The 25,737-nt window shown below is 66.6% G+C and carries 28 protein-coding genes; 13 read left to right on the top strand and 15 right to left on the bottom strand.

What is annotated here, in order from left to right; translation table 11 throughout:
- Positions 1 to 27 precede the first annotated feature (27 nt).
- Positions 28 to 1,053, top strand: a complete 1,026-nt coding sequence (gene dapE, locus N2K99_RS12235; protein WP_231711750.1) for a succinyl-diaminopimelate desuccinylase — start codon at positions 28 to 30, stop codon at positions 1,051 to 1,053.
- A 115-nt stretch (positions 1,054 to 1,168) separates the two neighbouring features.
- Here the strand turns inward: dapE and N2K99_RS12230 are convergent, their stop codons facing one another.
- The 4 genes from N2K99_RS12230 to N2K99_RS12215 form a co-directional block, all read right to left on the bottom strand.
- Complete coding sequence (locus tag N2K99_RS12230; RefSeq protein WP_227933085.1) at positions 1,169 to 2,074, bottom strand: amino acid ABC transporter permease; 906 nt, start codon at positions 2,072 to 2,074, stop codon at positions 1,169 to 1,171.
- A complete protein-coding gene (locus N2K99_RS12225; protein ID WP_227918455.1) occupies positions 2,071 to 2,748 on the bottom strand; it encodes an amino acid ABC transporter permease in 678 nt (225 codons plus the stop codon). Before N2K99_RS12225 ends, N2K99_RS12230 begins: the two co-directional genes overlap by 4 nt.
- A gap of 88 nt (positions 2,749 to 2,836) precedes the next feature.
- Positions 2,837 to 3,694 carry a glutamate ABC transporter substrate-binding protein gene (locus N2K99_RS12220; protein WP_227933086.1) on the bottom strand — a complete coding sequence of 286 codons (858 nt, stop codon included), beginning with the start codon at positions 3,692 to 3,694 and terminating at the stop codon, positions 2,837 to 2,839.
- Positions 3,695 to 3,814: 120 nt separating this feature from the next.
- Entirely contained in the window at positions 3,815 to 4,594 is a 780-nt protein-coding gene (locus tag N2K99_RS12215) for an amino acid ABC transporter ATP-binding protein (RefSeq protein WP_260554642.1), read from the bottom strand.
- Positions 4,595 to 4,743: 149 nt separating this feature from the next.
- Here N2K99_RS12215 and N2K99_RS12210 point away from each other — a divergent pair, with 149 nt between their 5' ends.
- From N2K99_RS12210 to N2K99_RS12185, 6 genes are all read left to right on the top strand, one after another.
- Positions 4,744 to 5,511: a TIGR00730 family Rossman fold protein gene (locus N2K99_RS12210; protein WP_227933088.1), complete on the top strand. Its 768-nt coding sequence runs from the start codon at positions 4,744 to 4,746 to the stop codon at positions 5,509 to 5,511.
- 48 nt (positions 5,512 to 5,559) lie between these two features.
- Positions 5,560 to 5,898 carry a DivIVA domain-containing protein gene (locus tag N2K99_RS12205; protein WP_227933089.1) on the top strand — a complete coding sequence of 113 codons (339 nt, stop codon included), beginning with the start codon at positions 5,560 to 5,562 and terminating at the stop codon, positions 5,896 to 5,898.
- Positions 5,895 to 6,473, top strand: a complete 579-nt coding sequence (locus N2K99_RS12200) for a DNA-3-methyladenine glycosylase I (protein ID WP_231711748.1) — start codon at positions 5,895 to 5,897, stop codon at positions 6,471 to 6,473. Before N2K99_RS12205 ends, N2K99_RS12200 begins: the two co-directional genes overlap by 4 nt.
- Positions 6,463 to 7,695, top strand: coding sequence for a hypothetical protein (locus tag N2K99_RS12195; protein ID WP_227933090.1), 1,233 nt, complete (start codon positions 6,463 to 6,465; stop codon positions 7,693 to 7,695). Before N2K99_RS12200 ends, N2K99_RS12195 begins: the two co-directional genes overlap by 11 nt.
- 146 nt (positions 7,696 to 7,841) lie before the next feature.
- Complete coding sequence (locus tag N2K99_RS12190; RefSeq protein WP_146361313.1) at positions 7,842 to 8,009, top strand: DUF3117 domain-containing protein; 168 nt, start codon at positions 7,842 to 7,844, stop codon at positions 8,007 to 8,009.
- Between the two features lie 10 nt (positions 8,010 to 8,019).
- Positions 8,020 to 9,657 (top strand): M17 family metallopeptidase, encoded by a 1,638-nt coding sequence (locus N2K99_RS12185; protein WP_227933091.1) that lies wholly within the window; start codon positions 8,020 to 8,022, stop codon positions 9,655 to 9,657.
- 49 nt (positions 9,658 to 9,706) lie between these two features.
- Here the strand turns inward: N2K99_RS12185 and map are convergent, their stop codons facing one another.
- Together map and N2K99_RS12175 are read right to left on the bottom strand one after the other, a co-directional pair.
- Complete coding sequence (gene map / locus N2K99_RS12180) at positions 9,707 to 10,477, bottom strand: type I methionyl aminopeptidase (RefSeq protein ID WP_227933092.1); 771 nt, start codon at positions 10,475 to 10,477, stop codon at positions 9,707 to 9,709.
- Positions 10,478 to 10,527: 50 nt separating this feature from the next.
- Entirely contained in the window at positions 10,528 to 11,163 is a 636-nt protein-coding gene (locus tag N2K99_RS12175) for an O-methyltransferase (protein ID WP_227918438.1), read from the bottom strand.
- A gap of 287 nt (positions 11,164 to 11,450) precedes the next feature.
- Here N2K99_RS12175 and sigE point away from each other — a divergent pair, with 287 nt between their 5' ends.
- The 3 genes from sigE to N2K99_RS12160 are packed head-to-tail and all read left to right on the top strand — an operon-like array spanning position 11,451 to position 13,499.
- Positions 11,451 to 12,059: an RNA polymerase sigma factor SigE gene (gene sigE, locus N2K99_RS12170; protein ID WP_227918437.1), complete on the top strand. Its 609-nt coding sequence runs from the start codon at positions 11,451 to 11,453 to the stop codon at positions 12,057 to 12,059.
- 3 nt (positions 12,060 to 12,062) lie between these two features.
- Positions 12,063 to 12,992, top strand: coding sequence for an anti-sigma factor (locus tag N2K99_RS12165; RefSeq protein WP_227933093.1), 930 nt, complete (start codon positions 12,063 to 12,065; stop codon positions 12,990 to 12,992).
- 48 nt (positions 12,993 to 13,040) lie between these two features.
- A complete protein-coding gene (locus N2K99_RS12160) occupies positions 13,041 to 13,499 on the top strand; it encodes a Sec-independent protein translocase TatB (RefSeq protein WP_227918433.1) in 459 nt (152 codons plus the stop codon).
- Positions 13,500 to 13,527: 28 nt separating this feature from the next.
- On the opposite strand, the gene N2K99_RS12155 is transcribed toward N2K99_RS12160, so the two are convergent.
- The 3 genes from N2K99_RS12155 to N2K99_RS12145 are packed head-to-tail and all read right to left on the bottom strand — an operon-like array spanning position 13,528 to position 16,619.
- On the bottom strand, positions 13,528 to 14,745 hold the full coding sequence (locus tag N2K99_RS12155) for an Mrp/NBP35 family ATP-binding protein (RefSeq protein WP_227933094.1): 1,218 nt from the start codon (positions 14,743 to 14,745) through the stop codon (positions 13,528 to 13,530).
- Between the two features lie 4 nt (positions 14,746 to 14,749).
- Positions 14,750 to 15,340 (bottom strand): DUF1003 domain-containing protein, encoded by a 591-nt coding sequence (locus N2K99_RS12150; protein WP_227918428.1) that lies wholly within the window; start codon positions 15,338 to 15,340, stop codon positions 14,750 to 14,752.
- Positions 15,333 to 16,619, bottom strand: coding sequence for a magnesium transporter (locus N2K99_RS12145; RefSeq protein ID WP_227918426.1), 1,287 nt, complete (start codon positions 16,617 to 16,619; stop codon positions 15,333 to 15,335). The genes N2K99_RS12150 and N2K99_RS12145 overlap by 8 nt, the downstream gene beginning before the upstream one ends.
- 119 nt (positions 16,620 to 16,738) lie before the next feature.
- On the opposite strand from N2K99_RS12145, the gene N2K99_RS12140 reads away from it, so the two are divergent.
- Entirely contained in the window at positions 16,739 to 17,737 is a 999-nt protein-coding gene (locus tag N2K99_RS12140) for a general stress protein (protein WP_227933095.1), read from the top strand.
- 301 nt (positions 17,738 to 18,038) lie between these two features.
- Here N2K99_RS12140 and N2K99_RS12135 read toward each other — a convergent pair whose 3' ends face one another.
- Positions 18,039 to 19,622 (bottom strand): aminopeptidase P family protein, encoded by a 1,584-nt coding sequence (locus N2K99_RS12135; RefSeq protein WP_227933096.1) that lies wholly within the window; start codon positions 19,620 to 19,622, stop codon positions 18,039 to 18,041.
- Between the two features lie 111 nt (positions 19,623 to 19,733).
- On the opposite strand from N2K99_RS12135, the gene N2K99_RS12130 reads away from it, so the two are divergent.
- Positions 19,734 to 20,591 (top strand): PHP domain-containing protein, encoded by an 858-nt coding sequence (locus tag N2K99_RS12130; RefSeq protein ID WP_227933097.1) that lies wholly within the window; start codon positions 19,734 to 19,736, stop codon positions 20,589 to 20,591.
- A 55-nt stretch (positions 20,592 to 20,646) separates the two neighbouring features.
- Here N2K99_RS12130 and N2K99_RS12125 read toward each other — a convergent pair whose 3' ends face one another.
- Positions 20,647 to 21,543 (bottom strand): site-specific DNA-methyltransferase, encoded by an 897-nt coding sequence (locus tag N2K99_RS12125; protein ID WP_227933098.1) that lies wholly within the window; start codon positions 21,541 to 21,543, stop codon positions 20,647 to 20,649.
- 17 nt (positions 21,544 to 21,560) lie between these two features.
- Positions 21,561 to 23,192, bottom strand: a complete 1,632-nt coding sequence (locus tag N2K99_RS12120; protein WP_227933223.1) for a DEAD/DEAH box helicase — start codon at positions 23,190 to 23,192, stop codon at positions 21,561 to 21,563.
- A 444-nt stretch (positions 23,193 to 23,636) separates the two neighbouring features.
- On the opposite strand from N2K99_RS12120, the gene N2K99_RS12115 reads away from it, so the two are divergent.
- A complete protein-coding gene (locus N2K99_RS12115) occupies positions 23,637 to 24,350 on the top strand; it encodes a ferritin-like fold-containing protein (RefSeq protein ID WP_227918421.1) in 714 nt (237 codons plus the stop codon).
- A 113-nt stretch (positions 24,351 to 24,463) separates the two neighbouring features.
- Here the strand turns inward: N2K99_RS12115 and N2K99_RS12110 are convergent, their stop codons facing one another.
- The 3 genes from N2K99_RS12110 to N2K99_RS12100 are packed head-to-tail and all read right to left on the bottom strand — an operon-like array spanning position 24,464 to position 25,661.
- The gene (locus N2K99_RS12110; RefSeq protein WP_227918420.1) at positions 24,464 to 24,763 is read right to left on the bottom strand and encodes a hypothetical protein; all 300 of its coding nucleotides are present in this window, start codon (positions 24,761 to 24,763) and stop codon (positions 24,464 to 24,466) included.
- Between the two features lie 12 nt (positions 24,764 to 24,775).
- On the bottom strand, positions 24,776 to 25,000 hold the full coding sequence (locus tag N2K99_RS12105) for a DUF3107 domain-containing protein (RefSeq protein ID WP_227918419.1): 225 nt from the start codon (positions 24,998 to 25,000) through the stop codon (positions 24,776 to 24,778).
- A 46-nt stretch (positions 25,001 to 25,046) separates the two neighbouring features.
- Positions 25,047 to 25,661 carry a TetR/AcrR family transcriptional regulator gene (locus N2K99_RS12100; RefSeq protein ID WP_227918418.1) on the bottom strand — a complete coding sequence of 205 codons (615 nt, stop codon included), beginning with the start codon at positions 25,659 to 25,661 and terminating at the stop codon, positions 25,047 to 25,049.
- Between the last annotated feature and the right edge of the window lie 76 nt (positions 25,662 to 25,737).

Genomic DNA, 25,737 nt, shown 5'->3' with positions numbered 1-25,737 from the left:
GACGTCGCGGACCTGACCGCGGCCCTGATGGACTTCGAGAGCGTTTCCGGTAACGAGACCGCCCTGGCGGATGCCGTCGAGACCGCTCTCCGTACCTGCCCCCACCTCGAAGTGTCCCGGGACGGGGACTCCGTGGTGGCCCGGACCCGGCTCGGCCGGGCGGAGCGGATCATCCTTGCCGGCCACCTGGACACCGTGCCGCTGCCGACGGTGCCGGGCTCGCGCGGAACCGTACCGTCGACGTGGGACGGGGACGTCCTCTACGGCCGCGGCGCCACCGACATGAAGGGCGGCGTGGCGGTCCAGCTGGCCCTGGCTGCCGCCCTCACCGAGCCCGCCAGGGACATCACGTACGTGTTTTACGACCACGAAGAAGTCGAGGCTTCCCTCAGCGGACTCGGCCGGTTGGAGCGCAGCCATCCGGACTGGCTGAAGGCGGACTTCGCCGTCCTCCTGGAGCCGACCAACGGGACCGTGGAGGGCGGCTGCAACGGCACCATGCGCTTCCACGCCACCACCACGGGCCGTGCCGCGCATTCGGCGCGGGCCTGGATGGGGGAGAACGCCATCCACGCCGCGGCGGACATCCTGGTGCGGCTGCGCGACCACTCCCCGGCCACGGTGAACGTCGAGGGCCTGGACTTCCGTGAGTCCCTGAACGCCGTCCGGATCTGGGGCGGGACGGCGGGCAATGTGATTCCGGATGCGGCCACCGTCGAAATCAACTACCGCTTTGCCCCGGACAAGGGCATTGCGGAAGCCGAAGCCTACGTCCGGGAGCTGCTTTCAGGGTTCGACGTCGTCCGCACCGACGCGGCGGCCGGCGCCCGGCCGGGGCTGACCCTGCCGGCGGCGGCATCCTTCGTGGCCGCCGTGGGCGCCGAACCGAAACCGAAATACGGCTGGACCGACGTCGCCCGGTTCAGCGCGCTGGGCATTCCCGCCGTGAACTTCGGTCCCGGGGACGCCCTGCTGGCGCACACCGATAACGAACACGTGCATGCCGGCGCAGTGAGGGAGTGCCTGGCGGCACTGAGGTCCTGGCTGAGCTAGCACCGGCCGCGGGGTTCCGTCCCCGTCGGTTTAGGGCTTAGGCAGCAAAAGAGGAGAGGACCGGCATGGCGCCGGTCCTCTCCTCTTTTCGTTGGCTGTGTGGTTCCGTGTGCGGTTACTTTCCCGCGCCCTTCGCCGGTGCAGCGGCCGGTACGGGAGCTTCGACGCCCTCGGGCTCGATGGTGTCTTCGATCTTCAGCACCTTGCCGGCACGTGCACCCAGGCGCCGGGAGAGGCGCTGGGCGGCAAACGTGAGCATCCAGTTGAGGGCAATGAAGATCGCGGCGGTGACCAGCAGCGCGGGCAGGATGTTGCCTTCGCCCGCAGCCAGGCGGCGCGCGTAGTCCAGCAGCTCTGTGTAGCCGATGAAGGTACCCAGCGCGGAGTCCTTCAGGATGACCACGAACTGGCTCAGCAGTGCCGGCAGCATGGCCACGAGGGCCTGCGGCATCTCGATGCTGCGCAGCGACTGTCCCGGCGTCAGGCCGATGGCCAGTCCGGCCTCGCGCTGGCCCTTCGGCAGACCGAAGACGCCGGAGCGGACCAGCTCCGCAATGACCGAACCGTTGTACAGGGTGAGGGCAATGACAACGGCGAAGAAGGGGACCTGCGACGGCTCCACCGAAGTGGACTTGGAGAGGAACTGGTAGAAGAACACCATCATCAGCAGCACGGGAACCGCTCGGAAGAACTCCACCACGAGCCCGCAGGCCCAGCTGATCGGCTTGAAAGGCGAAAGGCGCCCGATGCCGAAGAGCAGGCCGAAGACAATCGACGTCACCACGGCCACGGCGGCAGCCTTCAGCGTGGAGAGCAGTCCCGGGAGCAGGAAGAACTCCCAGGTCCGCCACTCCAGGAAGGGCGTCCATTTGGCGGCGTCGAACTGGCCCTTGTCCGCCAGCCCGGAGATCGCCACCCCGAGCAGCGCTGCGATCAGCAGCACGCCCAGGATGTTGCCGACCATGATGTTGCGGCGGGCCTTGGGCCCGGGGGCATCAAACAGGACATTCTGTGCGCTCATCGTGCGACCGCCAGTTTCTTCGAGGCCCAGGTGGTAAGCAGGCCGATGGGGATAACGATGATGACGTAGCCGATGGCAAAGGTCAGGAAGATCTGCGTCATCAGGTTCGGATTGAACTCGATCATGGTCTTCATCATGCTGGAGGTCTCCAGGGCGACGCCGGCCGTGGCGGCCACGGTGGTGTTCTTCACCAGGGCGATCAGCACGTTGCCCATCGGGGCGATGGCGCCGCGGAAGGCCTGCGGCATAATGACCAGCCGGGCTGCTTCCAGGAAACCCAGGCCGATGGCCCGGGCGGCCTCGGCCTGTCCCAGCGGAACCGTGTTGACGCCGCTGCGGATGGCTTCGCAGAAGAACGCCGCGTGGTAGACAGTCAGCGACAGCACGGCCAGGCGGAAGAAGTTGGTGGTGAAGTCGCTGGACAGGCTGACATTCAGCTGCGACCACAGCGCCAGCGAGCCGAACACCATGATGATGGTCAGCGGGGTGTTGCGGAAAATGTTGACGTAGGCGGCACCGAACCACTGCAGGCTGGGGATCGGCGAGATCCGCATCAGTGCCAGGACGGTACCGAGTATCAGCGACCAGAGTGCCGCCCAGAAGGCAAGCTGGATATTAACCCAGAAAGCGCCGAGGACGTCGTACTGCTCGAAGAGGGCAGTAAAACCCTCCATGTTTCACCTCTTTACGGTGGAAGAAAACCCGCAACGGGGAAGCCGGAGATTATCGCCGGCTTCCCCGCGGGGGTGGAACGTGCAGGAACTAGGCGCAGGCGTCAGGCGTCGGCGGGTTCAGGTCTTCATTGAAGGTGTAGTCGGCGCCTTCGGTGTTCTTCTTGATGGCTTCCTCCCACGCACCGTCCTGGACCATCTTGGTGATGGCCGCGTTGATGTCCTCGCACTTGACGATGCCGCCTTCCTTCGGCAGGCCGACACCGTACTTCTCCTCCGAGAAGGTGTTGCCGACAACCTTGAACTGGCCCTTGTTGGCGTCTGTGGAGGCCAGGCCGGCAAGGATGATGTCGTCAGTGGTGACGGCGTCAATGGAGCCGCCCTGCATGGCGGTCACGCACTCGGCGTAGCTCGGCTGCTCCAGCAGGTTCACGCCGGCGGCGTAGTTGTCCTTGATCTTCTGGGCGGAGGTGGAGCCGGTGACGGAGCAGAGGTTCTTGCCGTCCAGGTCCTCGGGACCGCTGATGTCGCTGTCGGTGGGAACCAGCAGGTCCTGGCCGGCCACGAAGTACGGTCCTGCGAAAGCAACCTTTTCCTTGCGGGCATCGGTGATGGAGTAGGTTGCGAAGATCATGTCCAGCTGGTCATTTTCCAGCATGTTCTCGCGCTGGGCGGAGGGGCTGGAAATGAACTCGATCTGGTCCTCGGGGTAGCCCAGCTCGTTGGCGACGTACTTGGCGACGTCGACGTCGAAGCCGGCGTAGTTGCCGCCCTCGTCGAAGCCCAGGCCCGGCTGGTCGAACTTGATGCCGATACGGATCTGCTCGCCGGAGCCTTCGGTGGCGCCTTCGCTGCTGCCGGATTCAGAACCGGAATCGCCGCCGCAGGCGGACAGGGTCAGTGCTGCCACGGCGGCGATGGCCGCTGCGGCGTAACGGGTCTTGCGCATGTTTTTCTCCTTGCATTGCGGTCCTCCGCGTAAAAAGCGGTGGACCTAGCCTCATAAGGGTTGCTGCCTACTGGTGAAACCCCGGTACTGCTGGTGGAGCGTGTAGTGCTTGGAACGGTTCTAGTGGGAGAGGATCTTGCCCAGGAAGTCTTTGGCGCGGTCGCTCTTGGGGTTCGTGAAGAACTCCTGGGGAGTGGCTTCTTCGACAATCTGTCCGTCGGCCATAAAGATCACCCGGTCCGCAGCCTTGCGGGCAAAGCCCATTTCGTGCGTGACGACCACCATGGTCATGCCGTCCTTCGCCAGGCCCACCATGGTGTCCAGCACCTCATTGATCATTTCCGGATCGAGGGCGGACGTGGGCTCATCGAAGAGCATGACCTTCGGCTTCATGGCCAGTGCGCGGGCAATGGCTACGCGCTGCTGCTGGCCGCCGGAGAGCTGCGCCGGAAGCTTGTTGGCCTGGTTCGCGACGCCCACACGCTCCAGCAGTTCCATGGCCAGTTTCTTGGCCTCGGCGGGCTTGGCCTTGCGGACCTTGACCGGTCCGAGGGAAACGTTGTCCACGATGGACTTATGCGCGAAAAGGTTGAACGACTGGAAGACCATGCCGACGTCGGCGCGCAGCTTGGCAAGAGCCCTGCCTTCGGACGGCAGGACGGCTCCGTCAACGGTGATTTCGCCGTCGTCAATGGTTTCGAGGCGGTTGATGGCACGGCACAGCGTTGACTTGCCGGACCCGGAGGGGCCGATCACCACCACGACCTCGCCGCGGGCAATGTCGAGATTGATGTTCTGCAGGACGTGGAGGTCCCCGAAATGCTTGTTCACGTTCTTCAGCGAAACGAGCGGTGCAGCGGATTCAGGCACGGATCTACCTGGGGATGTGTCACTGGTCATAAGGAAAATCTAACCATTGATTATTGCCGGCGTGTGTCACGGGCCACCCGGGCACGTAATTGTGACGTAAGCGCAACCTGCCCGGAGCTAACCGTTGTCGATGGAGCCGGCCGCGTTGCCAGCGGCGCCATCACCGTTAGCCTAGAGGCATGCCTATCAGCGATGCCTCACGTCCCATGTCCGAGCGTCCGCGCAAGCGGGGCCCGGTGGAGCTGCGCCGGGGCGCTGCCCTGACCCCGCAGTCGGACCGTTTCCTGCTGGATTCGGCGGACGCCACCCATTTCACGCATACCGACCCCTGGCGGGTGCTGCGGATCCAGAGCGAATTTGTGGAGGGCTTCGGCACGCTGTCCGAGCTGGGGCCTGCCGTGAGCGTGTTCGGTTCTGCCCGCAGCGTTCCGGGATCGCGCTATTACAAGCTTGGTGAAGAGGTTGGCAGGCTGCTGGCTGAAGCGGGCCTCGCGGTGATCACCGGGGGAGGGCCCGGCTCCATGGAAGCCGCCAACAAGGGGGCCGTGGGGGCGGATGGCCTGTCCGTAGGCCTCGGGATAGAACTTCCCTTCGAGACCGGCCTGAACGAGTGGGTGGATCTGGGGGTCAACTTCCGGTACTTCTTCGTGCGCAAGACGATGTTCGTCAAGTACGCGCAGGGCTTCATTGTCCTGCCGGGCGGGTTCGGCACCCTGGATGAGCTTTTCGAGGCCATGACCCTGGTCCAGACGCAGAAGGTGACTTCCTTCCCGATCGTGCTGATCGGCACGGAGTTCTGGAATCCGCTGCTCGGCTGGATCCGGGAAACGCTGCTGGCGGAAGGCATGGTCTCAGAGGCGGACCTCAAGCTGCTGCACGTAGTGGATGACCCGGCGGAAGCGGTACGGCTGATGATCGCGGACAGCGCAGGACACGTTTCCCCCTAGCCGGTCGGGCCCCCGCCCGGGACGCGCACCATCTGGCACCATGGTCCTGTGACATTCCTCTTGGTCTTCCTCGCCATCGCCGTGCTGGGCCTGGCAGCCGTATTCGGCATCGGCCGGCTGCGCCCGGGATCTGCCAACAGCATGCCGGCGGCCGCAGGGGGCCTGCCGGAGCCGGATCCCCGGCTGCCGCCCGTGTTGCTGCCTGAGCACCCTGTTGCCGGCGACGTTTCCCGGGTGCGGTTCTCCGTGGCCCTGCGCGGCTACCGCATGGACCAGGTGGATACGGTCCTGGACCGGTTCGCCGAAGCACTCGAAGAACGCGATGCCCGGATCCGCACGCTCGAAGCAGCGGACCGGAGCAACCTCCCTGACGGAGAAGGGAATTGACTGCCGTGCCGGGTGCGGACGGGCGGCTGCGCTGCGGCTGGGCACTGGCCAGCGAGGACTACCAGCACTATCACGACACGGAATGGGGGCGTGCCGTGGAGGGCGAGGCTGCCCTCTTCGAGCGCCTGAGCCTGGAAGCCTTCCAATCCGGCCTCAGCTGGATCACCATCCTGCGCAAGCGCGAGGCCTTCCGCGCCGCGTTCGCCGGTTTCGACCCGCAGGCCGTGGCGGCCTTTGACGACGCCGACCGGGCACGGCTGCTGTCCGATGCGGGCATTGTGCGCAACGCCGCCAAAATCGATGCCGTGATCAACAACGCCCGTGCACTGATGAAGCTGCCGGAGCATGAAAGCCTCGGCGGCCTGCTGGACCGGTACCGCACTCCGGTCGACCGGCCCGCGCCGCAGACACTGGCCGACGTCCCGTCCGCCACGGCGGAGTCCGCGGCGCTGGCCAAGGACCTGAAAAAACGGGGTTTCCGGTTTGTCGGGCCGATCACCGCCTACGCGATGATGCAGGCCACCGGCTACGTCAATGACCACCTCGGAACCTGCTGGGTGCGTCATGGAAACTGAACCAGCTGAAAGGTCCTCCGTGAAACGGGCAAAGACGGTGCCGAGCCGTGCCGCTGCCGCCGTCCAGCGGTGGCCGTGGTACCTCCAGGTCCTTGCCTTGTGGCTGGCGGCCCGCCTCTTTTCCTATGCCGTGCTCGCCGCCACCGCCCGGTTCCAGCCGGCAGGTCCGTGGTGGGACGCATCGCCGTCGTACTGGGACTTCATCAACATCTGGGACGCCGAGTGGTATTTCCGGATCTTCTCCGACGGCTATCCGGACAGCGTGCCGCGGGATGCGGCGGGCAACGCCGTGGAGAACGAGTGGGCGTTCTACGCTCTTTTCCCGCTGCTGGTGCGGGGGCTCGACGCCGTGACCGGCCTGGGCTGGAACGTCCTGGCCCCCGTGGCCGCCACGGTGGCGGGCTTTGCGGCAGCACTCGTCATTTACCGGCTCTTCCGGCTGCGGGCCGGGAAAGGCACCGCCATGTGGGGAGTGCTCTTCGTGGCGGTCTTCCCTGTGTCCCCGATCCTGCAGATCCCCTACGCCGAGTCACTGAACCTGCTGCTTCTTTCCGGAGCCCTGTACCTCTTCCTGGCCGGTCGCTACCTCACCGCCATCCCGGTGGTGGCCCTGATGTGCCTCTCCCGGCCGGTGGGCGTTCCCTTCGCGCTCGCGGTCGGGTTGGTGCTCGTTGTGCGGTTCCTGCGACGCGGGCGGGTGCCGTTCCCTGCCGGTGATGCGTGGCGGCTCACCGTCCTGGCTGCGGGAGCAGGCTTCTCCGCGCTGGCCTGGCCGGTGATCGCCTGGGTGTCCACCGGGGATATCCGTGCCTACACGGATACGGAGAGTGCCTGGCGCTTCGGTGACCTCGTTCCCTTCAAACCCTGGCTCACCATGTCCCAGCACCTTTTGGGGCCGCTGTTCGGCCCCGTGGCGCTGGTGGTACTGGTTGCGGGCGCCGCGCTCTACCTGATGTCCCCGCCGGTCCGAAGGCTGGGGCTGGAGCTGCAGCTGTGGTGTGCAAGCTATCTGCTTTACCTGCTGGTGTTCCTGAACCCGCAGACCAGCACGTTCCGCCTTCTGCTGCCGCTGTTTCCGCTGGCGCTTGCCACAGCTTGGCTTAGCCGGTCCAGGGCCTACCGGGGGACCGTCGCTGTCGCCTTCGCGGTCCTGCAGATTGTCTGGGTGGTATGGCTGTGGCGGTGGACGCAATTGCCCGGCGGCGGGGACTATCCACCCTGATTTGTGGCACGCGACACACGAAATTTCGTTTGCCCGGTACTTGTGCGGAATAATGACAGCAATTGCCGGGCGGATATTTTACTTCCATCGGCAGCGGATTACAGGTGATCCGGGTAAACCGGGCGCTGTGAAAGGGGAATCTCGAAATGGCTGCGATGAAACCAAGGACGGGCGACGGGCCCATGGAGGTTACAAAGGAGGGGCGCAGCCTCATTTTGCGGGTGCCGATAGACGGCGGCGGGCGCCTGGTGGTTGAGCTGAATGTAGAAGAAGCAGGCAAGCTGAAAGACTGTCTTCTGGGCGTTACGGGCTAGCCTTTAATTTATGCAGCTGCCTCCGAAGCCAACAGACCGGACCGGATCCGTTCCGGCGTCGCCCTATGTCACCGCATCGCTGCCGGGAGTCACTGCCCTGGCTGCGTTGAACGCACGGACTGGAGAAGCGGAGTCCGGAACCGGACTGCACCCGGTCCCGGATGAAGGCGTGGATGTCCTGGCCGTGGCCATGACGCCGGCGCCGGCCGGCTCCGGTCGGGAAGACGCCGACGAGGCAGCAAACCCGGTTCCCCAGCCGCGGCGCGGTGCCGTCGAAGCGGCGCTTCGGTACGGCGCCGACGTCGCTGTCCGGGCCCGCAGCGCCAAAGTGACGGGCAAGGCAGGGGAGATCCTTGTGATCGAGCCGCCCCGCGATGCTGCGGACCTGCCCGGAAAACTGATCTACGTGGGTGCCGGCGACGAGTCCGGGCCCGCGCTTCGGCGTGCCGGTGCCGCGCTGGCCCGTGCCACGATGGGCGCCAAGCGGGTACGCGGAAGCGTGGTGGACGGGCTGGAACCGTCCGCCCAGGAAGCTTTCCTTGAGGGCTTCCTGCTCGGAGGCTACCGGCCGCCGCGTGCGGGTATCACCGAACCTCCGGCACCGATTGCGGCACACCTGGAACTGACCGGGCTCGATGCTGCGGCAGCCGAACGTGCCGCGGTCACCGCACGGGCAGTGTGGACGGCCCGCGACCTGACCAACACGCCTGCCGAGACGGCCACGCCGGACTGGATGGCGGCACAGGCACGGGTGATTGCCGGCCGCAGCGGGCTGTTGGTGCGGGTCCGCGACGAGAACGAGCTGCGCGCCGATGGATTCGGCGGGCTGCTGGCCGTGGGCGGCGGATCCGAGCATCCGCCGCGGCTGGTCGAGGCCAGTTACCAGCCCGACGGCGGGGACCTGCCTCACGTTGTCCTCGTGGGCAAGGGCATTACCTTCGATTCCGGCGGCATCTCGCTTAAGCCGCGGGATGCCATGATGACCATGAAGACGGACATGGCCGGTGCGGCGGCAGTCCTGGCCGTGGCCGAGGCTGCAGCCGCGTTGAAGCTTCCCGTAAAGGTCACCGCGGTGCTGGCTTTGGCCGAGAACGCCATCGGTGCAGCCTCCTACCGGCCGGCCGACGTCGTGACCACCTACAACGGGACCACCGTCGAAGTGGGCAACACCGATGCCGAGGGCCGGATGGTCCTGGCCGACGCGATGGCCTACGCCGCGGCCGAGCTGGCCCCGGACGTGCTGGTGGACGTCGCCACCCTCACCGGCGCGGCGGCCCTGGGGCTTGGCATGCACCACGCCGCGCTGTTCGGCAACGCACCGGGGCTGCTGGCCCGGCTGGAGGCGGCCGGGACGGCCTCCGGCGACGCCGTGTGGCAGCTGCCGCTGGTAGCGGAATACGGTTTTGTGCTGGACTCAGACATCGCCGACATTTCGCACATAGCGCCGGTGCAGGCGAAATTCGGTGCCGGGGCGATTGTTGCCGCCCTGTTCCTCGAGAAATTCACCGGCGGCGTCCCGTGGGCACATATCGATATCGCCGGACCGGCACGTGCCAATAAGGACAGCCGGGAACACACCAAGGGAGCGACAGGCTTCGGCGTGCGTCTGCTGCTGTCCTATCTTGCCGGCTTGGGCCGGACCGCCTGACAGGAGCGGTTTCGCCGCTGCTTCGGCAGTGCGCTACATCGGCAGTGCGCTACTTCGGCAGGGTGAGGATCTCGGCCCCGTCGCCGGTGATGGCGATCGTGTGCTCGCTGTGCGCCGTCCGGCAGCCTGTTGCACTGCGCAGGGTCCAGCCGTCGGCGTCGGTCACCAATTGCGCGGTGTCCGCCATGACCCACGGTTCCAGGGCCAGCAGCAGTCCGGGGCGCAGCTTGTAGCCTCGGCCCGGCCGCCCGGAGTTCGCGATGTGCGGGTCCTGGTGCATCGTGGAACCGACGCCGTGCCCGCCGAATTCGGTGTTGACCGGATATCCCGCATCAGTGAGGACCGTTCCAATGGCAAAGGAAATATCCCCGATACGGGCGCCGGGACGGGCCGCCGCTATTCCTGCGGCAAGTGCCCGTTCGGTCACGGCGATCATCGCGGCGCTCTCCGGGGAGGGGGCGTTGCCGATGATGAAACTGATGGCCGAGTCCGCAACGATTCCCCTGAGTGAGACCGCCAGGTCGAGTGTCAGCAGGTCGCCGTCGGCCAGGACGTAGTCGTGCGGAAGTCCGTGCAGCACGGCATCGTTGACGGACGTGCAGATGTAGTGGCCAAACGGCCCGCGTCCGAAGGACGGCGCGTAGTCGACGTAACAGGACTTGGCGCCGGCCTCGATGATCATGGTCCTGGCCCACCGGTCGATGTCCAACAGGTTGGTTCCCACCGTGCTGCGGGCCTTGATCGACTGCAGGATGTCTGCAACCAGGGCGCCCGTCTGCTTTGCCCGGGACAACTCATCAGGGTTAAGGATCTCGATCATGTGGCACCTTTCCTGGGAGCCCTGCGTGCGGGCCGCTTTGGTGAGGTTGGCTAAGCGGTTTTCACGGCCAGCAGGAGGCCGTCACCGGTGGGCAGCAGGGCGGAGGCGAGGTCTTCGTTCTCGCGGATGGCCTTGCCTACCTTGCGCATGGTGTTGGTGGTGGCTTCGCGGACAGCCGGATCCGCGACCTTGCCGTGGTCCAGTGCGTCATTGACCACCAGCAGGCCGCCGCGCTTGAGCAGCCGCACCGCCTGGTTCACGTAGAGCGGGAAGGAGGGCTTGTCTGCGTCGATGAACACCATGTCGTAGGCGGCGTCCGTGAGGCGGGGGAGCACCTCGGCGGCCCGGCCGGAGATGGTGCGGGTCCGGTTGCCCGGGATGCCGGCCTCCGCATAGGCCTCGCGGGCCGCACGGAGGTGGTCGACGTCGGAATCTATGGTGGTCAGCACCGCGTTGCGGCCCAGGCCACGCAGCAGGCAGACACCTGAAACGCCGGCTCCGGTGCCGACTTCCACTACCGTGGTGGCCTTGCTGGCAGCGGCAAGTACGGTCAACGCCGCACCCACGCCACTGGAAACGGCGCTCACGCCCAGCTCGTAGGACCGTTCGCGCGCACGGATCAGGACCTCATCCTCGGTAGGCAGGGCCTCCGTGTAGGACCAACTGGTCTGCTTGTCGGCGCGCATGGGTTTTTCACTTTCGGTCCGGAGGAATTCCTGCTCAGACAAGCTTAAGGCCAACGGAGGCAGAACCGGGTACGCACTGCCGCGCCCGCCTTGTCCCGGTACTAAAGGCGTGCTAACAGACAACTCCCAGATTGATGCGTAAACATTGTTAACCAGTGATAAACGGCCCTCCAGCCGACCCTGGGCCACCCGGATTCCTTGGACCCGACGGGAACTGCCCGGGCACGCCGGGACGGCACCCCTGGACTGAACTGGCGGCACGCAGGTTGGAAGGAAGGAGGAAGACTATGGCAACGACGCCGGACACAGCAGCCGCGGACATGGCTGCGGAGTGGGTACGTCCCACTTGGGAGGAAGTGGTCCAGGCGCACTCGGCGAAGGTATACCGGCTGGCCTATCGGCTGACCGGAAACAAGCATGATGCCGAGGACCTGACCCAGGAAGTCTTCGTCCGGGTTTTCCGCTCGCTGGCCAACTTCCAGCCCGGCACCCTCGATGGCTGGCTGCACCGCATTACCACCAACCTCTTCCTTGACCAGGCCCGGCGGCGCAGCCGGATCCGTTTTGACGGCATGACGGAGGAAACCTCCAGCAGGCTGCCCAGCAACGGCCCTGGCCCGGAGCGAAGCTTCGAATTCAATAACCTTGACGTGGACATTGCCCGCGCCCTGGAGGAGCTGCCGCCCGACTTCCGCGCCGCGGTTGTCCTGTGTGATCTGGAGGGGCTTTCCTACGACGAAGTTGCCCGCGTATTGGACGTCAAACTGGGCACCGTCCGGTCCCGGATCCACCGCGGCCGGGCGATGCTGAAGGAAAAGCTTGCACACCGGAACCCGCAGGTACCGCCGGTTACCCGGCCACTGCTCAACCTGCCCCGAGTCGCGGGAGCCAGCTGAATAGTGCGACACCCCAAACGGCATTTACGGAACTACATCGACGGCGAAACAACCCCGCAGCGCGAGCAGGCCATTGACGCACACCTGTCCCGCTGTGCCTCGTGCCGTGCCGCCGTCGCTGAGGAGCGCCGGCTGCGCAGCCGCCTGCGTTCGTTCCGGGTACCCGAGGCCGGTCCGGAACTTTCCGCCCGGATCGCAGGACGGGTGACGGCATTGCAGTCCGGCTGTCCGGAATCCGAAGCGGGTCAGTCCGGGGCGCCGGCCAAGGCGCTTGACCGGCGCAGCCACGCCGTGGCCGCAGCCGGGGCGGTAGCAGCTGCCGGGGCGGTGCTGCTTGGCGGCGCCTATTTTGCGGGCAGCATCCTCGAGGTTCCGGGGCAGACCGGTGCGCGGGCCGCCATGGCCGCCGGCTGGGAGGAAGCGGCCCAAAGCGGCAACCTCGAAGCCGAGCAGCTGCAGCTGCTCCGTGCACATGGCTGGACCTGCCCGGAACTGGCGGATCTGGGATTGAAACTCGAGTCCGCCCGCTCCCTCCGGGTCCAGGGGCGTCCCGCCGTTGAAATGACCTTCGCAGCTGACGGAGAGCAACTCAGGCTCGTGGAACAGCATCCGCTGCCGGGGGAGGATCGCCAACCCGTAATCAACGCCATGACCGGCCGAACCGTGTCCGAAGACGGGTTCTCGGTTGCGGGTTCGCAGACCGGCCCGGCAGTCTTCGGTTCGGCGGAGCATCCCGGCCAGAAGGTCGTGGCCGCCGGCAGCGTCACCTACACCTTCGAGTCCAGCCAGCCGGAGAAATCGCTGCCCCGGGCGGTGGAGGAGCTGTCCCTGCTCGAATCCGCCCGCCTCGCCCGCACCGGCGACGATTCCGAGCCGATGGAGCGCATTGTGCGGGGCCTTGCCATGTTCACGCGTACGGGCTGGAGCCTCTAGGGGAGCGGCGAGTAGCTCCCCGCTCCCGGGAAAAGGTAGTCTTCAAGAGTGGTAGGAATCAACGGTTACGAGTTCATCCTTCTGGCAATAATCGCCGTGGTGATACTGGGTCCTGAACGCCTGCCCGAATACGCCTCGCAGTTGGCCCGGCTGGTGCGGGAAGTGCGGCGGATGGCATCCGGTGCCCGTGAACAACTGCGCGAAGAAGTGGGTCCCGAGATTGACGAAGTGGACTGGCGGAAGCTGGATCCACGGCAGTACGACCCGCGGCGCATCATCAAGGAGGCGTTGCTGGATGATTTCGACGACGCCGCCAAAGCGGTGAGCGGACGGCCGTCCGCAGCGCCCGCCCCTCCGGTTTCCGCCGCCCAGCCTGCGGCCGCTTCCGCCTCAGCTTCCCCGGCAGCTGCTGCCGCGCCCGCAGCAGCGAGCCGGCCGCCTGCGGTGAAACCGCTGGAACGCCTTGCCGCGGACCAGCCCGCGCCGTTCGACATCGAAGCAACGTAAGCGCTGCCGCCGAACCGTTCCCCGCTGCCTAGACCGGGCTGACCCCGAGGCTGCGGCCGGCCAGACCGCGCGGCCGGTGTGCCAGCTCCCGGGCAATCCGCCGCAGTTCGGCCGCGGCCGTCTCTCCGCCCTCCAGGGGATTTCCCTCAGCGTCGACAGCGCCGTCAGCAGTTGCCGCACCTGTATCCGCCACCGTGGCGGCAGCGTCGGCCAGCACCACCGGCAGGCCGCCGTCGCCGCCCTCGCGGAGGGCAACGTCGAGCGGGATGCTGCCCAGCAGCGGAACCGGATAGCCCAGGGTGTCGCCCAGCCGCCCGGAAACCGCCGCACCTCCGCCGGAGCCGAAGACCTCCAGGCGTTCGCCGCCGGGCAGTGCAAGCCAGGACATATTCTCGATCACGCCGGTGACCTTCTGCCCGGTCTGCCGCGCAACGCTGCCGGCGCGTTCGGCGACGTCAGCCGCGGCGCTCTGCGGTGTGGTGACCAGCAGGATCTCCGACCCCGGCAGGAGCTGCCCCACGGAAATGGCGATGTCCCCGGTTCCGGGAGGCAGGTCCAGGAAGAGGACATCCAGGTCCCCGAAGTACACGTCGGTCAGGAACTGCTCCAGGGCACGGTGCAGCATGGGTCCGCGCCAGGCCACCGGCTGGTTGCCGTCCACGAACATGCCGATCGAGATGGTCTTGATGCCGTAGGCCACCGGGGGCAGGATCATCTCGTCCACCCGGGTGGGCGGCCGGGTGATTCCGAGGAGGCCGGGTACGGAGAACCCATGGACATCGGCGTCGACAATGCCTACCCGCAAGCCGAGCGAGGCCATGGCCGCCGCGAGGTTGACGGTGACGCTGGACTTGCCCACGCCGCCCTTGCCGCTGGCCACGGCATACACGCGGGTCAGTGAATCGGGGCGGTTGAAGGGGATGGTCCGCACCGGGTCGCCGCCGCGCAGCCGGTCCTTGAGTGCGTTGCGCTGCTCCGGAGTCATAACGTCCAGGAACACGTCCACACTGTTCACTCCGGGGACCGCGGCAAGCGCGCGTTCGACGTCGGCAGTGATGGTGTCCCGCAGCGGGCAGCCGGAAATCGTCAGCAGCACGTCGACTGCCACTGCGCCCTCGGCTCCGAGCCGCACGTCCTTGAGCATCCCGAGTTCAGTGATGGGCCGACGCAGTTCCGGGTCCTGGACGGTGTCCAGGGCGCGGAGTACCTGCGCTTCCAATGCGGAAGCTGGTTCGGATACTGGCACGGCCTTAGCGTTCCCTCCCGCCGGGATTCAATTTCGGCATGCTGTCGGTGCCGTCCGCACTGCGGCGGCGGCGCCGCGTCCCGCCGTCCTCACGGTCGTCGTTGGCCTCGAGGAGTTCCTCCAGCAGTCCGCGGATTTCGGAGCGGACATAGTCACGGGTGGCAACCTCACGCAGGGCAATCCGCAGTTCGGCGATTTCCCGGGTGAGGTATTCGGTATCCATCAGGTTGCGCTCGGCGCGTTCGCGGTCCTGGCGGACGGAGACGCGGTCCCGGTCATCCTGCCGGTTCTGTGCCAGCAGCAGCAGGGGAGCGGCGTAGGAGGCCTGCAGCGAGAGCATAAGCGTCAGGACGGTGAAGCCCAGGGCGGCACTGTCAAAGCGGGCCGATTCCGGTCCCCAGGTGTTCCAGGCCAGCCAGACGAGGCAAAAGACCGTCATATAGACCAGGAACTGCGGGGTGCCCATGAACCGGGCGAAATTCTCCGTGGCATGGCCGAAGGCGTCGGGGTTCGGGGAGAGCCGCGGCAGCCATCGGGTCCGTGCGGAGCGGGGAGTGTCGAGGCCGGTGGTTGTTGACTTGATCTTTTCAGCCATTTGTCCTTCCCTGCTGCGTTATGGGGCCGGTTTCGTCGGAGATGCGCCAGTCGTCCGGCAGCAGGTGGTCCAACACATCGTCCACCGTGACCGCACCCACCAGGCGTCCGGCGTCATTGATTACCGGCAGTGAGTTCAAGTTATAGGTGGCCAGCATCCGAGATACTTCGCTGATGGTGGCGTAGTCGCGGACCGGTTCCAGGTCCGTATCCAGGATGTTGCCCAGAGCCTCGGGCGGTGCCGAGCGCAGCAGCTGCTGGATGTGCACAACGCCGAGGTACTTCCCGGTGGGTGTTTCCAGCGGCGGCCGGCAGACGTAGATGGAAGAGGCAAGGGCGGGGGTGAGCTCTTCGCGGCGCACATGTGCCAGCGCCTCCGCCACGGTGGCCTCGGGCGGAAGGATGACCGGCACGGGAGTCATCAGCGACCCGGCGGTGTCTTCCTCGTAGTTCAGCAGGCGCCGGACATCGCGGGCGTCCTCGGGCTCCATCAGGGCGAGGAGTTCTTCTTTCTGCTCTTCGGGCAGTTCGTTAAGGAGGTCCGCGGCGTCGTCGGGGTCCATTTCCTCCAGCACGTCTGCGGCGCGCTCCACGTCCAGGGACTGCAGGATCTGGACCTGGTCGTCGTCGGGAAGTTCCTGCAGGACGTCTGCGAGCCGTTCGTCCTGCAGTTCGCTGGCCACTTCAATCCGGCGTTTGCCGCTCATCTCATGCAGGGCGTCGGCAAAGTCGGCTGCCTTGAGGTCGTCGTTCTGGGCGACGAAGGACGTGGCGGCCTGCGGGCCGGTGGCGTCCCAGTGGGCAATGTCCTTCCAGTCCAGGATTATCTGTTCTCCGCGCCGGCGCAGGGACCGCAGCCGGGAGGCCGAACCGCCGCGGCGGACGAAGAGGTTGGAGACGTACCAGTCGCCGGCGCGGTTCTGCTCAATGGCGATGTCTTCGATGGTGGCTTCGCCGCTGCCGTCGCGCATCTGTACCCGGCGGTCGAAGAGCTCGGCGACCACCAGCATCTCTGCTCCGCGCTGTTCGAAGCGGCGCAGGTTGACCAGGCCGGTGCAGATTATCTGCCCGGGGTCCATGGACGTGATGCGGGTGAGGGGGACGAACACCCGCTTCTTGCCGGGAACCTCCACCACGATGCCCACGGCCTGGGGCGGGAGGCCCGGCCCGCGGTCCAGCACGACCGCATCGCGCAGCCGGCCGAGACGGTCACCCAGCGGGTCGAAGACGTCAAGGCCGAGCAGGCGCGCAATAAAGACTCGGGTTGGATTTGTACTCACCTTATAAGGCTACTTTGTGCCCGCCGGTAACGCGGTATCACGGGGCACGAGGGAGGTGAGTCCGTTCACTGCGAGCGATACGTTCACCGTCCGGGGCAGGTATGCGCGAGAATGGAGCAATGTCGAACCTATTTGGTGCCACCCCTCCGCGTGATGCGGGCCGCAGCCTGCCCAAGGGTGAAACGGTAGGCCGGTACACGGCCTACCTCGACGCCCAGAAAGCCGTGGACTACCTTGCCGACAGCAAGTTCCCGGTCCAGCTGGTCTCGATTGTCGGCAACGAGCTCAAGTCCGTTGAACGCGTGACCGGACGCCTGACCTACCCGCGGGTGGCGCTCTCCAGTGCAGCCACCGGTGCCTGGTTCGGCCTCTTCGTCGGGCTTGCCCTGATGCTCTTCGGAGGCAGCGCAGCAGCCATTTCGCTGGTTCCGTCCATGGCCCTGGGCGCCGTCTTCTGGGTCCTCTTCGGGGTTCTCGCCTATGCACTGCAGCGCGGGCGCAGGGACTTCACCTCCACCAGCCAGGTGATTGCCACCAGCTACGACGTTATTGTTGCCCCCGAGGCGGCCAACGACGCCCGGCAATTGCTGCACCGGCTGCCGATGGTCGGCCAGGCAGGGCACCCGCAGGCACCCGCTGCCCAGCGCCATGAGCCGATGCGTCCGCCCGCAGGCGGACCGCAGGCACCGGAACGGCCTTCCGGCTGGGCCAACCCGTACGGCCAGCCCGCTCCGGACTCCGATCCCGCAGGGCAGGCCCCGGCCGATGCCGGCAGGCAGGCACCCGCAGGGGCAGACCCCGCCGCCAAACCCGCAACGCCGCGCGGCCAGTTCCCCGACCTTCCGGACGGCCGCCCGCAGTACGGTGTCCGGCGCCCGGCGCAGCCTGCCGTGGAACCTGCCGCACCGCAACAGGCCTCCCCGCAGCCGGCCGCACCCGCCGCACCGGAACAGGCCTCCCCGCAGCCGGCCGCACCGCAGCCCGCCGCACCCGAACAGGCCTCCCCGCAGCCGGCCGCACCCGCCGCACCGGAACAGGCCTCCCCGCAGCCCGCCGCACCCGAACAGGATCCGGGTTCTCGGCAGGGTTCAGACCAGCAGGAGCAGCCCCGCCAGTAGGTCTCCCGGCCCATCGCATGAGGCCCGCACCCCCAGGGGTGCGGGCCTTTTTCGTGCATTCGCTCCGGATTCGGTAGAGCCCCTCGGTTTGTCGGGTTCCCTGCGTTGCGCGGCGCAGGGATCCGGACAAACCGAAGGGATCTCCGGACAAACCGAAGGGAACCGGACAAACCGAAGCGATCCGGACAAACCGAAGCGGTCCGGTCCGGGGAAGCTGCCGGCCGCATTCCTCCCGGTACGCAACAAGGTCCGCATCCCTTTCGAGGATGCGGACCTTTTGACCTAAACCGGAAACCGGAGGTTACTCAGCAGCGTAGATACCGGCCATCCAGTCCTCGACGTCGTCCGGGTTACGCGGCAGGGCGTCGCTGAGGTTCACGGGTCCGTCGGCGGTGATGAGGACGTCGTCCTCAAGCCGTACGCCGATGCCGCGGTATTCCTCGGGCACCGAGAGGTCGGTGTCCTTGAAGTAGAGGCCCGGTTCGATGGTGAAGACCATGCCCTCGGTGATGGTGCCGTCCAGGTACAGCTCGGCGCGGGCCTGGGCGCAGTCGTGCACGTCCATTCCGAGGTGGTGGCTGACGCCGTGCGGCATCCACCGGCGGTGCTGCTGGCCCTCGGGGGACAGCGCTTCCTCGAGCGGCACGGGCAGCAGGCCCCAGCTGTCCAGGCGTTCGGCCAGGACCTTTACGGCCGCAGCATGGACGTCGCGGAACTTGGCGCCCGGCTTGGCAGCTTCGAAGCCGGCGTCGGCGGCGTCGAGTACTGCCTGGTACACCCGGCGCTGGACCTCGGTGTAGGTTCCGTTGACGGGCAGGGTGCGGGTGATGTCGGCGGTGTAAAGGCTTTCGGCCTCCACTCCGCCGTCCAGCAGCAGCAGATCGCCGGCGTGGACGGCGCCGTTGTTGCGGATCCAGTGCAGGACCGTGGCGTTGTTGCCGGACGCGGCAATGGTGTCGTAGCCAAGGTCATTGCCCTCTTCGCGTGCCCGGGCAAAGAAGGCGCCTTCGACGACGCGTTCGCCGCGGGGGTGGGAAATGGCGCGGGGGAGTTCCTTGACCACTTCGGTGAAGCCGTTGACCGTGGCGGCCACGGCGGCCTTCATCTGCTCGATCTCCCATTCGTCCTTGACCAGGCGGAGTTCGGACAGGGCTTCGGTCAGTTCGCCGTCGAGGGCGTCGAGTGCGCTGAGGTCGGCGTTTTCCGGGTCCAGGGCGGTGTTGTAGCGGACGGTATCCACCAGCGCATCAACCATTTCATCGACACTGCGCAGCAGCCGTACCGAGATGCCGCCGAACTGCGGGTCTCCGACGTTGTTGGTGATGGCAGTCTCTGCCTCGTTGAGGTGCCGGGTGGGCAGGCCGATCAGCGCGCTGATCTCCGCCAGGCCGAGCCGGTCGCCGATCCAGAAGGAGCCGTAGCGTGCGTTGGAGTAGAACTCGTCACTGTCCGTGCCCGCGAGCGGGCGGAAGTACAGTACGGCAGTGTGGTTGCCGCCGTCGTCACCCGCACCGGGTTCGGTGGGCTCCATCACCAGCACGGCATCCGGTTCGCGGTCCACGCCGAGGCCGGTCAGGTGCGCAAAGCCGGAGTGCGGACGGAAACGGTAATCCGTGTCGTTCGAGCGGACCTTCAGCGGGCCGGCGGGGATAACCAGCCGTTCCCCGGGGAATCGCTCGGAGAGGGCGCGGCGGCGGCGCGCGGCGAACGGTGCCACGGCGTCGGGTTCGGGAAGTTCGCCGGATTCCGCGGCCCAGCCGGAGGACATGAACTTCTTGAAGGCTTCCGAGGAGGGCCGCTGGGACCGGTTGTTGACCCGGTCTTCGAGCGGCTGGCCTTCGGAGGGCTCGGGCAGGGATGTCGTCGAATTCGCTTCAGTAGTCACCACTCCATCGTCTCACTGCGGCCGGGAGGGGCAAAACACCCAGGGCTACCCGACCTTTCCCCTGCGGACGGACCGGCAGGGAACCTGCCTCCGGAGGCGTAGATTGAAAGCGTGAGAATTGACCTGCACACCCATTCCTGCGTGTCCGACGGCACCGAGCAGCCGGCAGATGTTATCGCCTCCGCGGCGAAGGCCGGGCTGGACGCCATTGCACTGACCGATCACGATACGACGGCGGGCTGGGCCGAGGCCGCCGCTGCCGCGCAGGAGCGCGGCATCACCTTTGTGCCGGGGATGGAGGTGTCCTGCCGCAGCAGCGAGGGGATCAGCGTCCATGTGCTGTCCTATCTGCACGATCCGGCCAATCCGGGACTGCTTGAGGAGATCGCCCGGTCCCGTGCAGCCCGGGTTACCCGGGCAGAACTGATGGTGCAGCGGCTGGCGGAGGATTTCCCCATTGACTGGGAGTCGGTGCAGGAGCAGGTGTCCCCGGGAGCAACCATCGGACGGCCCCACATTGCCGATGCACTGGTAGCCGCGGGCGTGGTCCCGAACCGGTCGGCGGCCTTCAGCGGCATCCTGACCGCGCGGTCGCCGTACTTCGTGGCCCATTACGCGCCGGATCCGGCGCGGGCAGTGGAACTGGTCCGGCAGGCCGGCGGAGTCCCCGTCTTCGCGCACCCGGTGGCGTCCTCCCGCGGCCGGGTGGTGGGGGAGGAGACCTTCGCCGAAATGATCGACGCCGGGCTGCTGGGCGTGGAAGTCAACCACCGGGACAATCCCGAGCAGGGCAGGGAATGGCTGCGCAGGCTCGCGAAGGATAATGACCTGCTGGTCACCGGTTCCAGCGACTACCACGGCACCGGCAAACCGAATCTTCTAGGCGAGTTCACCACAGAGCCGGCAGTACTGGAACGGATAGCCGAGCTCGGAACCGGCGCCGCCGTGGTCGGCCCGTTGCCGCGGTAGTCAGCCGCAGGCGTCCCGCCGTGCCGGCAAAGCGGACGGCGGCGCGGCGCGGACCTTAGGCGCCGGCAGCGGGAAGTGGTGAACCCGTTTCGGCGGAGACCGCGGTGGCCGCCGAACCCAGCCGCCGGGCCATGACGTCGATCGCCTGCGGATTGGCGTCTACGCACACGAACTTCCGGCCCAGCTTGGCCGCAACGGCACCGAGCGTTCCGGACCCGGCGAAGAAGTCCAGGACCCAGTCGCCCTCCCGGCTGCTGGCCGCGACGGCACGCCGAAGCAGGCCCTCGGGTTTCTGGGTGGGATAGCCGGTCTTCTCGCGGCCGGTGGGGGAAACGATGGTGTGCCACCAGACGTCGGTGGGCAGCTTGCCCAGTGCCACCTTTTCGGGTGTCACCAGGCCAGGGGCCATGTACGGTTCCCGATCCACCTCGGCGTTGTCGAAGTGGTACGAATCCGGGTTCTTCACATAGACCAGGATGTTGTCATGCTTGGCCGGCCACCGGTTCTTTGCCCGGCCGCCGTAGTCGTAGGCCCAGATGATTTCGTTCAGGAAGCAGTCCCGGCCGAACAAGGCGTCCAGCATGACCTTCGCGTAGTGCACCTCGCGGTAATCGAGGTGCACGTACAGGGTGCCGTCGTCGGCCAGCAGGCGCCAGGCCTGCGCGAGCCGGGGTTCCAGGAACGCCCAGTAATCCTCGAAGGCGTCGTCGTAGCTGGAGAGCAGGCCCTTGACCGTGCTGTAGCTGCGGCCCTTGAAGCCGATCCGGTCGCCGCTGCCGTCGGCGCTGCGGACCATGGTGGTCTGCTGCCGGCGCTGGGACCGCCCGGTGTTGAAGGGCGGGTCCACGTAAATCATGGTGAAGGAGCCGTCCGGCAGGGTCGGGAGGAACTCCGCGTTATCCGCGTGTACCACCAGCGACCCGCCGTCGGGCGTCCACAAAGGGGTGCTCATGCAGGCCTACGTCGGCGCTATTCGGCGGCCGGGCTGGTCTTGGGAACAACCTCGCCGTTGCGGCGGCGGGTCCGGCTGCGGCGCGGGCGGGCTGCTCCGTCCGCTGCGGGTGCCGCGGTCCGGGCTTCAGCGGTCCGGGTTTCAGCCGGGCGGGATTCCGCGGTCCGTGCTTCGCCGGTCCGGGCCTCGCCGGAGCGGGCGCTGCTGCGCCGCGATCCGTCCCGTGCTCCGCCGCGGGAGTTGCCGCTGCGGGATCCGGCATCCCGGTCGGAACCGGAACGGCTGCCTTCGCGGCTCGAGGAGTTGCTGCGGCCGCCGGATTTGCCGGTCTCGCCGAGGTCCTCGATCTTTTCGGCATCGATGCCCGCATGGGTGCGCTTGTTACGCGGCAGGCGTCCCTTGGTGCCTTCGGGGATATCCAGATCGGTGTACAGGTGCGGGGAGGAGGAATAGGTTTCCACCGGCTCCGCCTGGTCCATGCCCAAGGCCTTGTTGATCAGGCCCCAGCGGGGGACATCGTCCCAGTCCACGAACGTCACCGCAGTGCCCTTGTTGCCGGCGCGGCCGGTACGGCCAACGCGGTGCAGGTAGGTCTTTTCGTCTTCGGGGCACTGGTAGTTGATCACGTGGGTGACGTCGTCGACGTCGATGCCGCGCGCGGCGACGTCGGTCGCTACCAGCACGTCCACCTTTTCATTGCGGAAAGCACGCATGGCCTGCTCGCGGGCGCCCTGGCCCAGGTCGCCGTGCATGGCGGCGACGGCGAAGCCGCGGTCCACGAGTTCTTCGGACAGCTTGGCGGCCGTGCGCTTGGTCTTGGTGAAGATGATGGTGCGGCCGCGCCCGCGTGCCTGCAGGATGCGGGAAACCACTTCGCTCTTATCGAGGTTGTGGGCCCGGTAGACCACCTGGCGGATGTCCTTCTTGGTCAGGCCTTCGTCGTCGGGATCCGCAGCCCGGATGTGGGTGGGCTTGGTCATGTAGCGGCGGGCCATGGACACGACGGCGCCGGGCATGGTGGCCGAGAACAGCAGGGTCTGGCGCACGGCGGGCGTGGCAGCCATCAGCGTTTCGACGTCGGGCAGGAAGCCGAGGTCCAGCATCTCGTCGGCTTCGTCAAGGACCACCAGCCGCACGTTCTTCAGCGAGAGGTGCTTCTTGTTGTAGAGGTCGATCAGGCGGCCCGGAGTGCCGACCACGATTTCGACGCCGGCGGCCAGGGCCTCCGTCTGCGGTTCGTAGGCACGGCCGCCGTAGATGGTGACGATGCGGGCACCGCGCCGGCGGGCGGCGGTGGTGAGGTCGCCCGCCACCTGGACGGCCAGTTCACGGGTGGGCACCACGATCAGGGCCTGCGGTGCGCCGGGGACGGCGAGTTCGGCGTAGCCCTTGTCTTCCGGGCCCACCACCCGCTGCAGTGCCGGGATGCCGAAGCCGAGCGTCTTGCCGGTGCCGGTCTTGGCCTGGCCGATGATGTCGTGGCCGCTGAGGGCAACGGGAAGGGTCATCGACTGGATGGGGAAGGGGTGTGTGATGCCGGCGTCGGCGAGGGACTCGACGATGTCCGACCGGACACCGAAATCGGCGAACGTCAGTTCGGGGATTTCCGCGGCCTCGGCCTTGACGGCCAGAGTATCCGCAACTGTCAGTTCTTCGGTGCTGTCATCGGCAGTGAGGTGACGATCGTCATCAACCTGGGAAAGTTCAGTGTTCAATTAAATACCGTTCAGTTTAGGCAGCGCGGGGGCGCCAGGCTCGACGAGTGGCTGTTACAGCCCATTACGGAGCGGATGGCACGCACGCGGTGCGTCCAGCGGAAGCCGATCGCGGGCTAACAACTGCGGGCCGCCTGTGCTCCATTGGCCACGGCGGCGGCCGAAAATTCAAGATCGCGTAGGGTTTGCGGGTCTGGTCAATACAGCAGCAAAATGACACTTCTCATGCCACTTCAGGTGACAATTCATACGACAGACGACCGGGCATCCAGTTTCTACGTTCCCAGTCTACCTGCCAGCCGCTGATCGCCGCGCATCCGGTGGCCCGGCGCGGTCCCGGCGCGGTCCCGGGCCGCGCCTGCAGGTACGCTGGCGGGTATGACTAACGGGCACCATTCGGATCATCCGGCCGCTCCCGGGGCGGCCCCGCAGCACATCGGCGAGACCTATCAGCGGTTCCTCACGGATCTTTTCGGGGCTATCGCCTACGGCGAGCTGTCGGCGTTTGAACGGATGTCTTCCGATGCCCGGTTTTCCCCCACCCTGCATGACCGTGCCACGCTCGGACGCCTGGCGGTGCATGAATACGCGCATTTCGAGTTGATCTGTGCCCGGCTCAGTGCCATGGGCGCGGACCCCGAAGAAGCCATGCGGCCCTTCCAGCCCTCCGTGGACGCGTTCCACGACCGCACCCGGCCGGCGGACTGGTACGAGTCGCTGATGAAGTTCTACGTCACGGACGCCATTTCCGACGACTTCTACTCCGCGGTGGCGTCCCGCCTGGACGCCGAAACGAACAGCCTGTTCCAGGGCCTCAAGGCCACGGAGCAGCCCGGGGAAATCCTGCTCGGCAGGTTGCGGGAGGCCCTCGCGGATGACCCGCGGCTGGCCTCGAGGCTGGCACTCTGGGGCCGGCGGCTGGTCGGCGAAGCCCTGACCCAGGCCCAGCGGGTCCTGATTGAACGGGCCTTCCTGGGCGGACTGTTCGACGACGGCGGCCAGGACGCCGTCGACGCCGAAATCAAGAAGCTCACGGCGCAGCTGACCCGAAACCACTCAAAACGCATGAGTCTCCTCGGCCTGACGGCTTAGCCGTACACCGGGGCTTTCTCCGGGCAGTGCGGGCAGAGAAAAGGGGCGGTGCCGAAGCACCGCCCCTTTTCCATGTCCAGCACCCGCTGCCGGGCGACGGTTTCCAACGGGACCTACAGGCGCAGGATGCGCTCCGTCTCCGCTGTGTCCGCCTTGGCGCGGCTGCGTCCGATCGGAACGGCCGCCACGAGCGGCGCCAGGATGGACACTGCCACCGGGATGGCCCAGCCGATCCAGTCCGCTTCGAAGGCAGTAACTCCGGCCGCGCGCAGCACCAGCCACGTGATGAGCGCAGCACTCACGGAGATGCCCGGGAGCAGCAGCGCGCCGTAGAGGGCACGGTGGCGGTCCGCAGCCCAGACTGCGAACCCCGCGGCAACTGCGGTCAGCGTGACCAGGATCAGGCTAAGCATGGAAGCGGCGGGTTAGAGGGCGCCGAAACCGACGCGGCGGACTTCCTCGGCACCGATCTCGACGTAGCCGATGGATGCACCGGGAACCACGATCAGGCGGCCCTTGATGTCCTTGAGCCGGAGCAGGGCGCCGTTGGCGAGGGACTGCTCCACTGCGTCGGCAACCTCATCAGCGCTCTGGCTGGATTCGAAGACAATTTCGCGGGCTACATTCTGAATGCCGATTTTTACTTCCACCGTGGTGCCTCCTGATTAACGATTTACGAACTGATCGAAATCTACTCTAGATCTCCTTGGGGAACCGGCTGATTCCGCGCCAAGCTAAACGGTAAACCAGCTCGCTTGCCGCATCGATGTCCAGGCCGCCGTCGGTTTCCAGCCAGTACCGGGCGCTGACCTGCGCCATTCCGGCCAGGGCGCGGCCGAGCAGGGTGGCCTCGAGGTGGGAAAGTTTGGTGTCTTCGGCAATAACGCCGGCAATGCTGTTGGCGAAGCGGGCATTGAATTCCTCAATGCGGGCGCTGACCTCGGCGTCATTGGTGAGGTCGGATTCGAAAACCATCCGGTGCCCCTGGCTGTCCTGCGCCACGAAGCGGAAATAGGCCCGCATGGTTTCCCGGACCCGAAGCTTATTGTCCGTGGTGGAGTTCAGGGCGCTGCGCAGGAACTCCGTCAGCGTATTCAGGTGGTTGTCCAGCAGGGCCATGTACAGCTCGCGCTTGCCGGGGAAGTGCTGGTAGAGCACGGGTTTGCTGACGTGCGCCGCTTCGGCGATCTCGTCCATGGCGGCACCGTGGAAGCCGTTACTGACAAACACTTCCTGCGCTGCGCTTAGCAGCTGCCGGCGGCGTTCCTCCCGGGGGAGTCGAACCGGTTTGCCGGCTGCCTGGTTACTCACTGGTGGACCTCTCAACAGTTCCGGAGCCCTTAGCTGCACGGACAATGACCCTTAGTTTACCCGCGGGTATTCGAAG

This window comes from Arthrobacter sp. zg-Y1110 (assembly GCF_025244865.1).
Taxonomy (GTDB): Bacteria; Actinomycetota; Actinomycetes; order Actinomycetales; family Micrococcaceae; genus Arthrobacter_B.
This window is presented reverse-complemented; position numbering and strand designations above follow the sequence as displayed.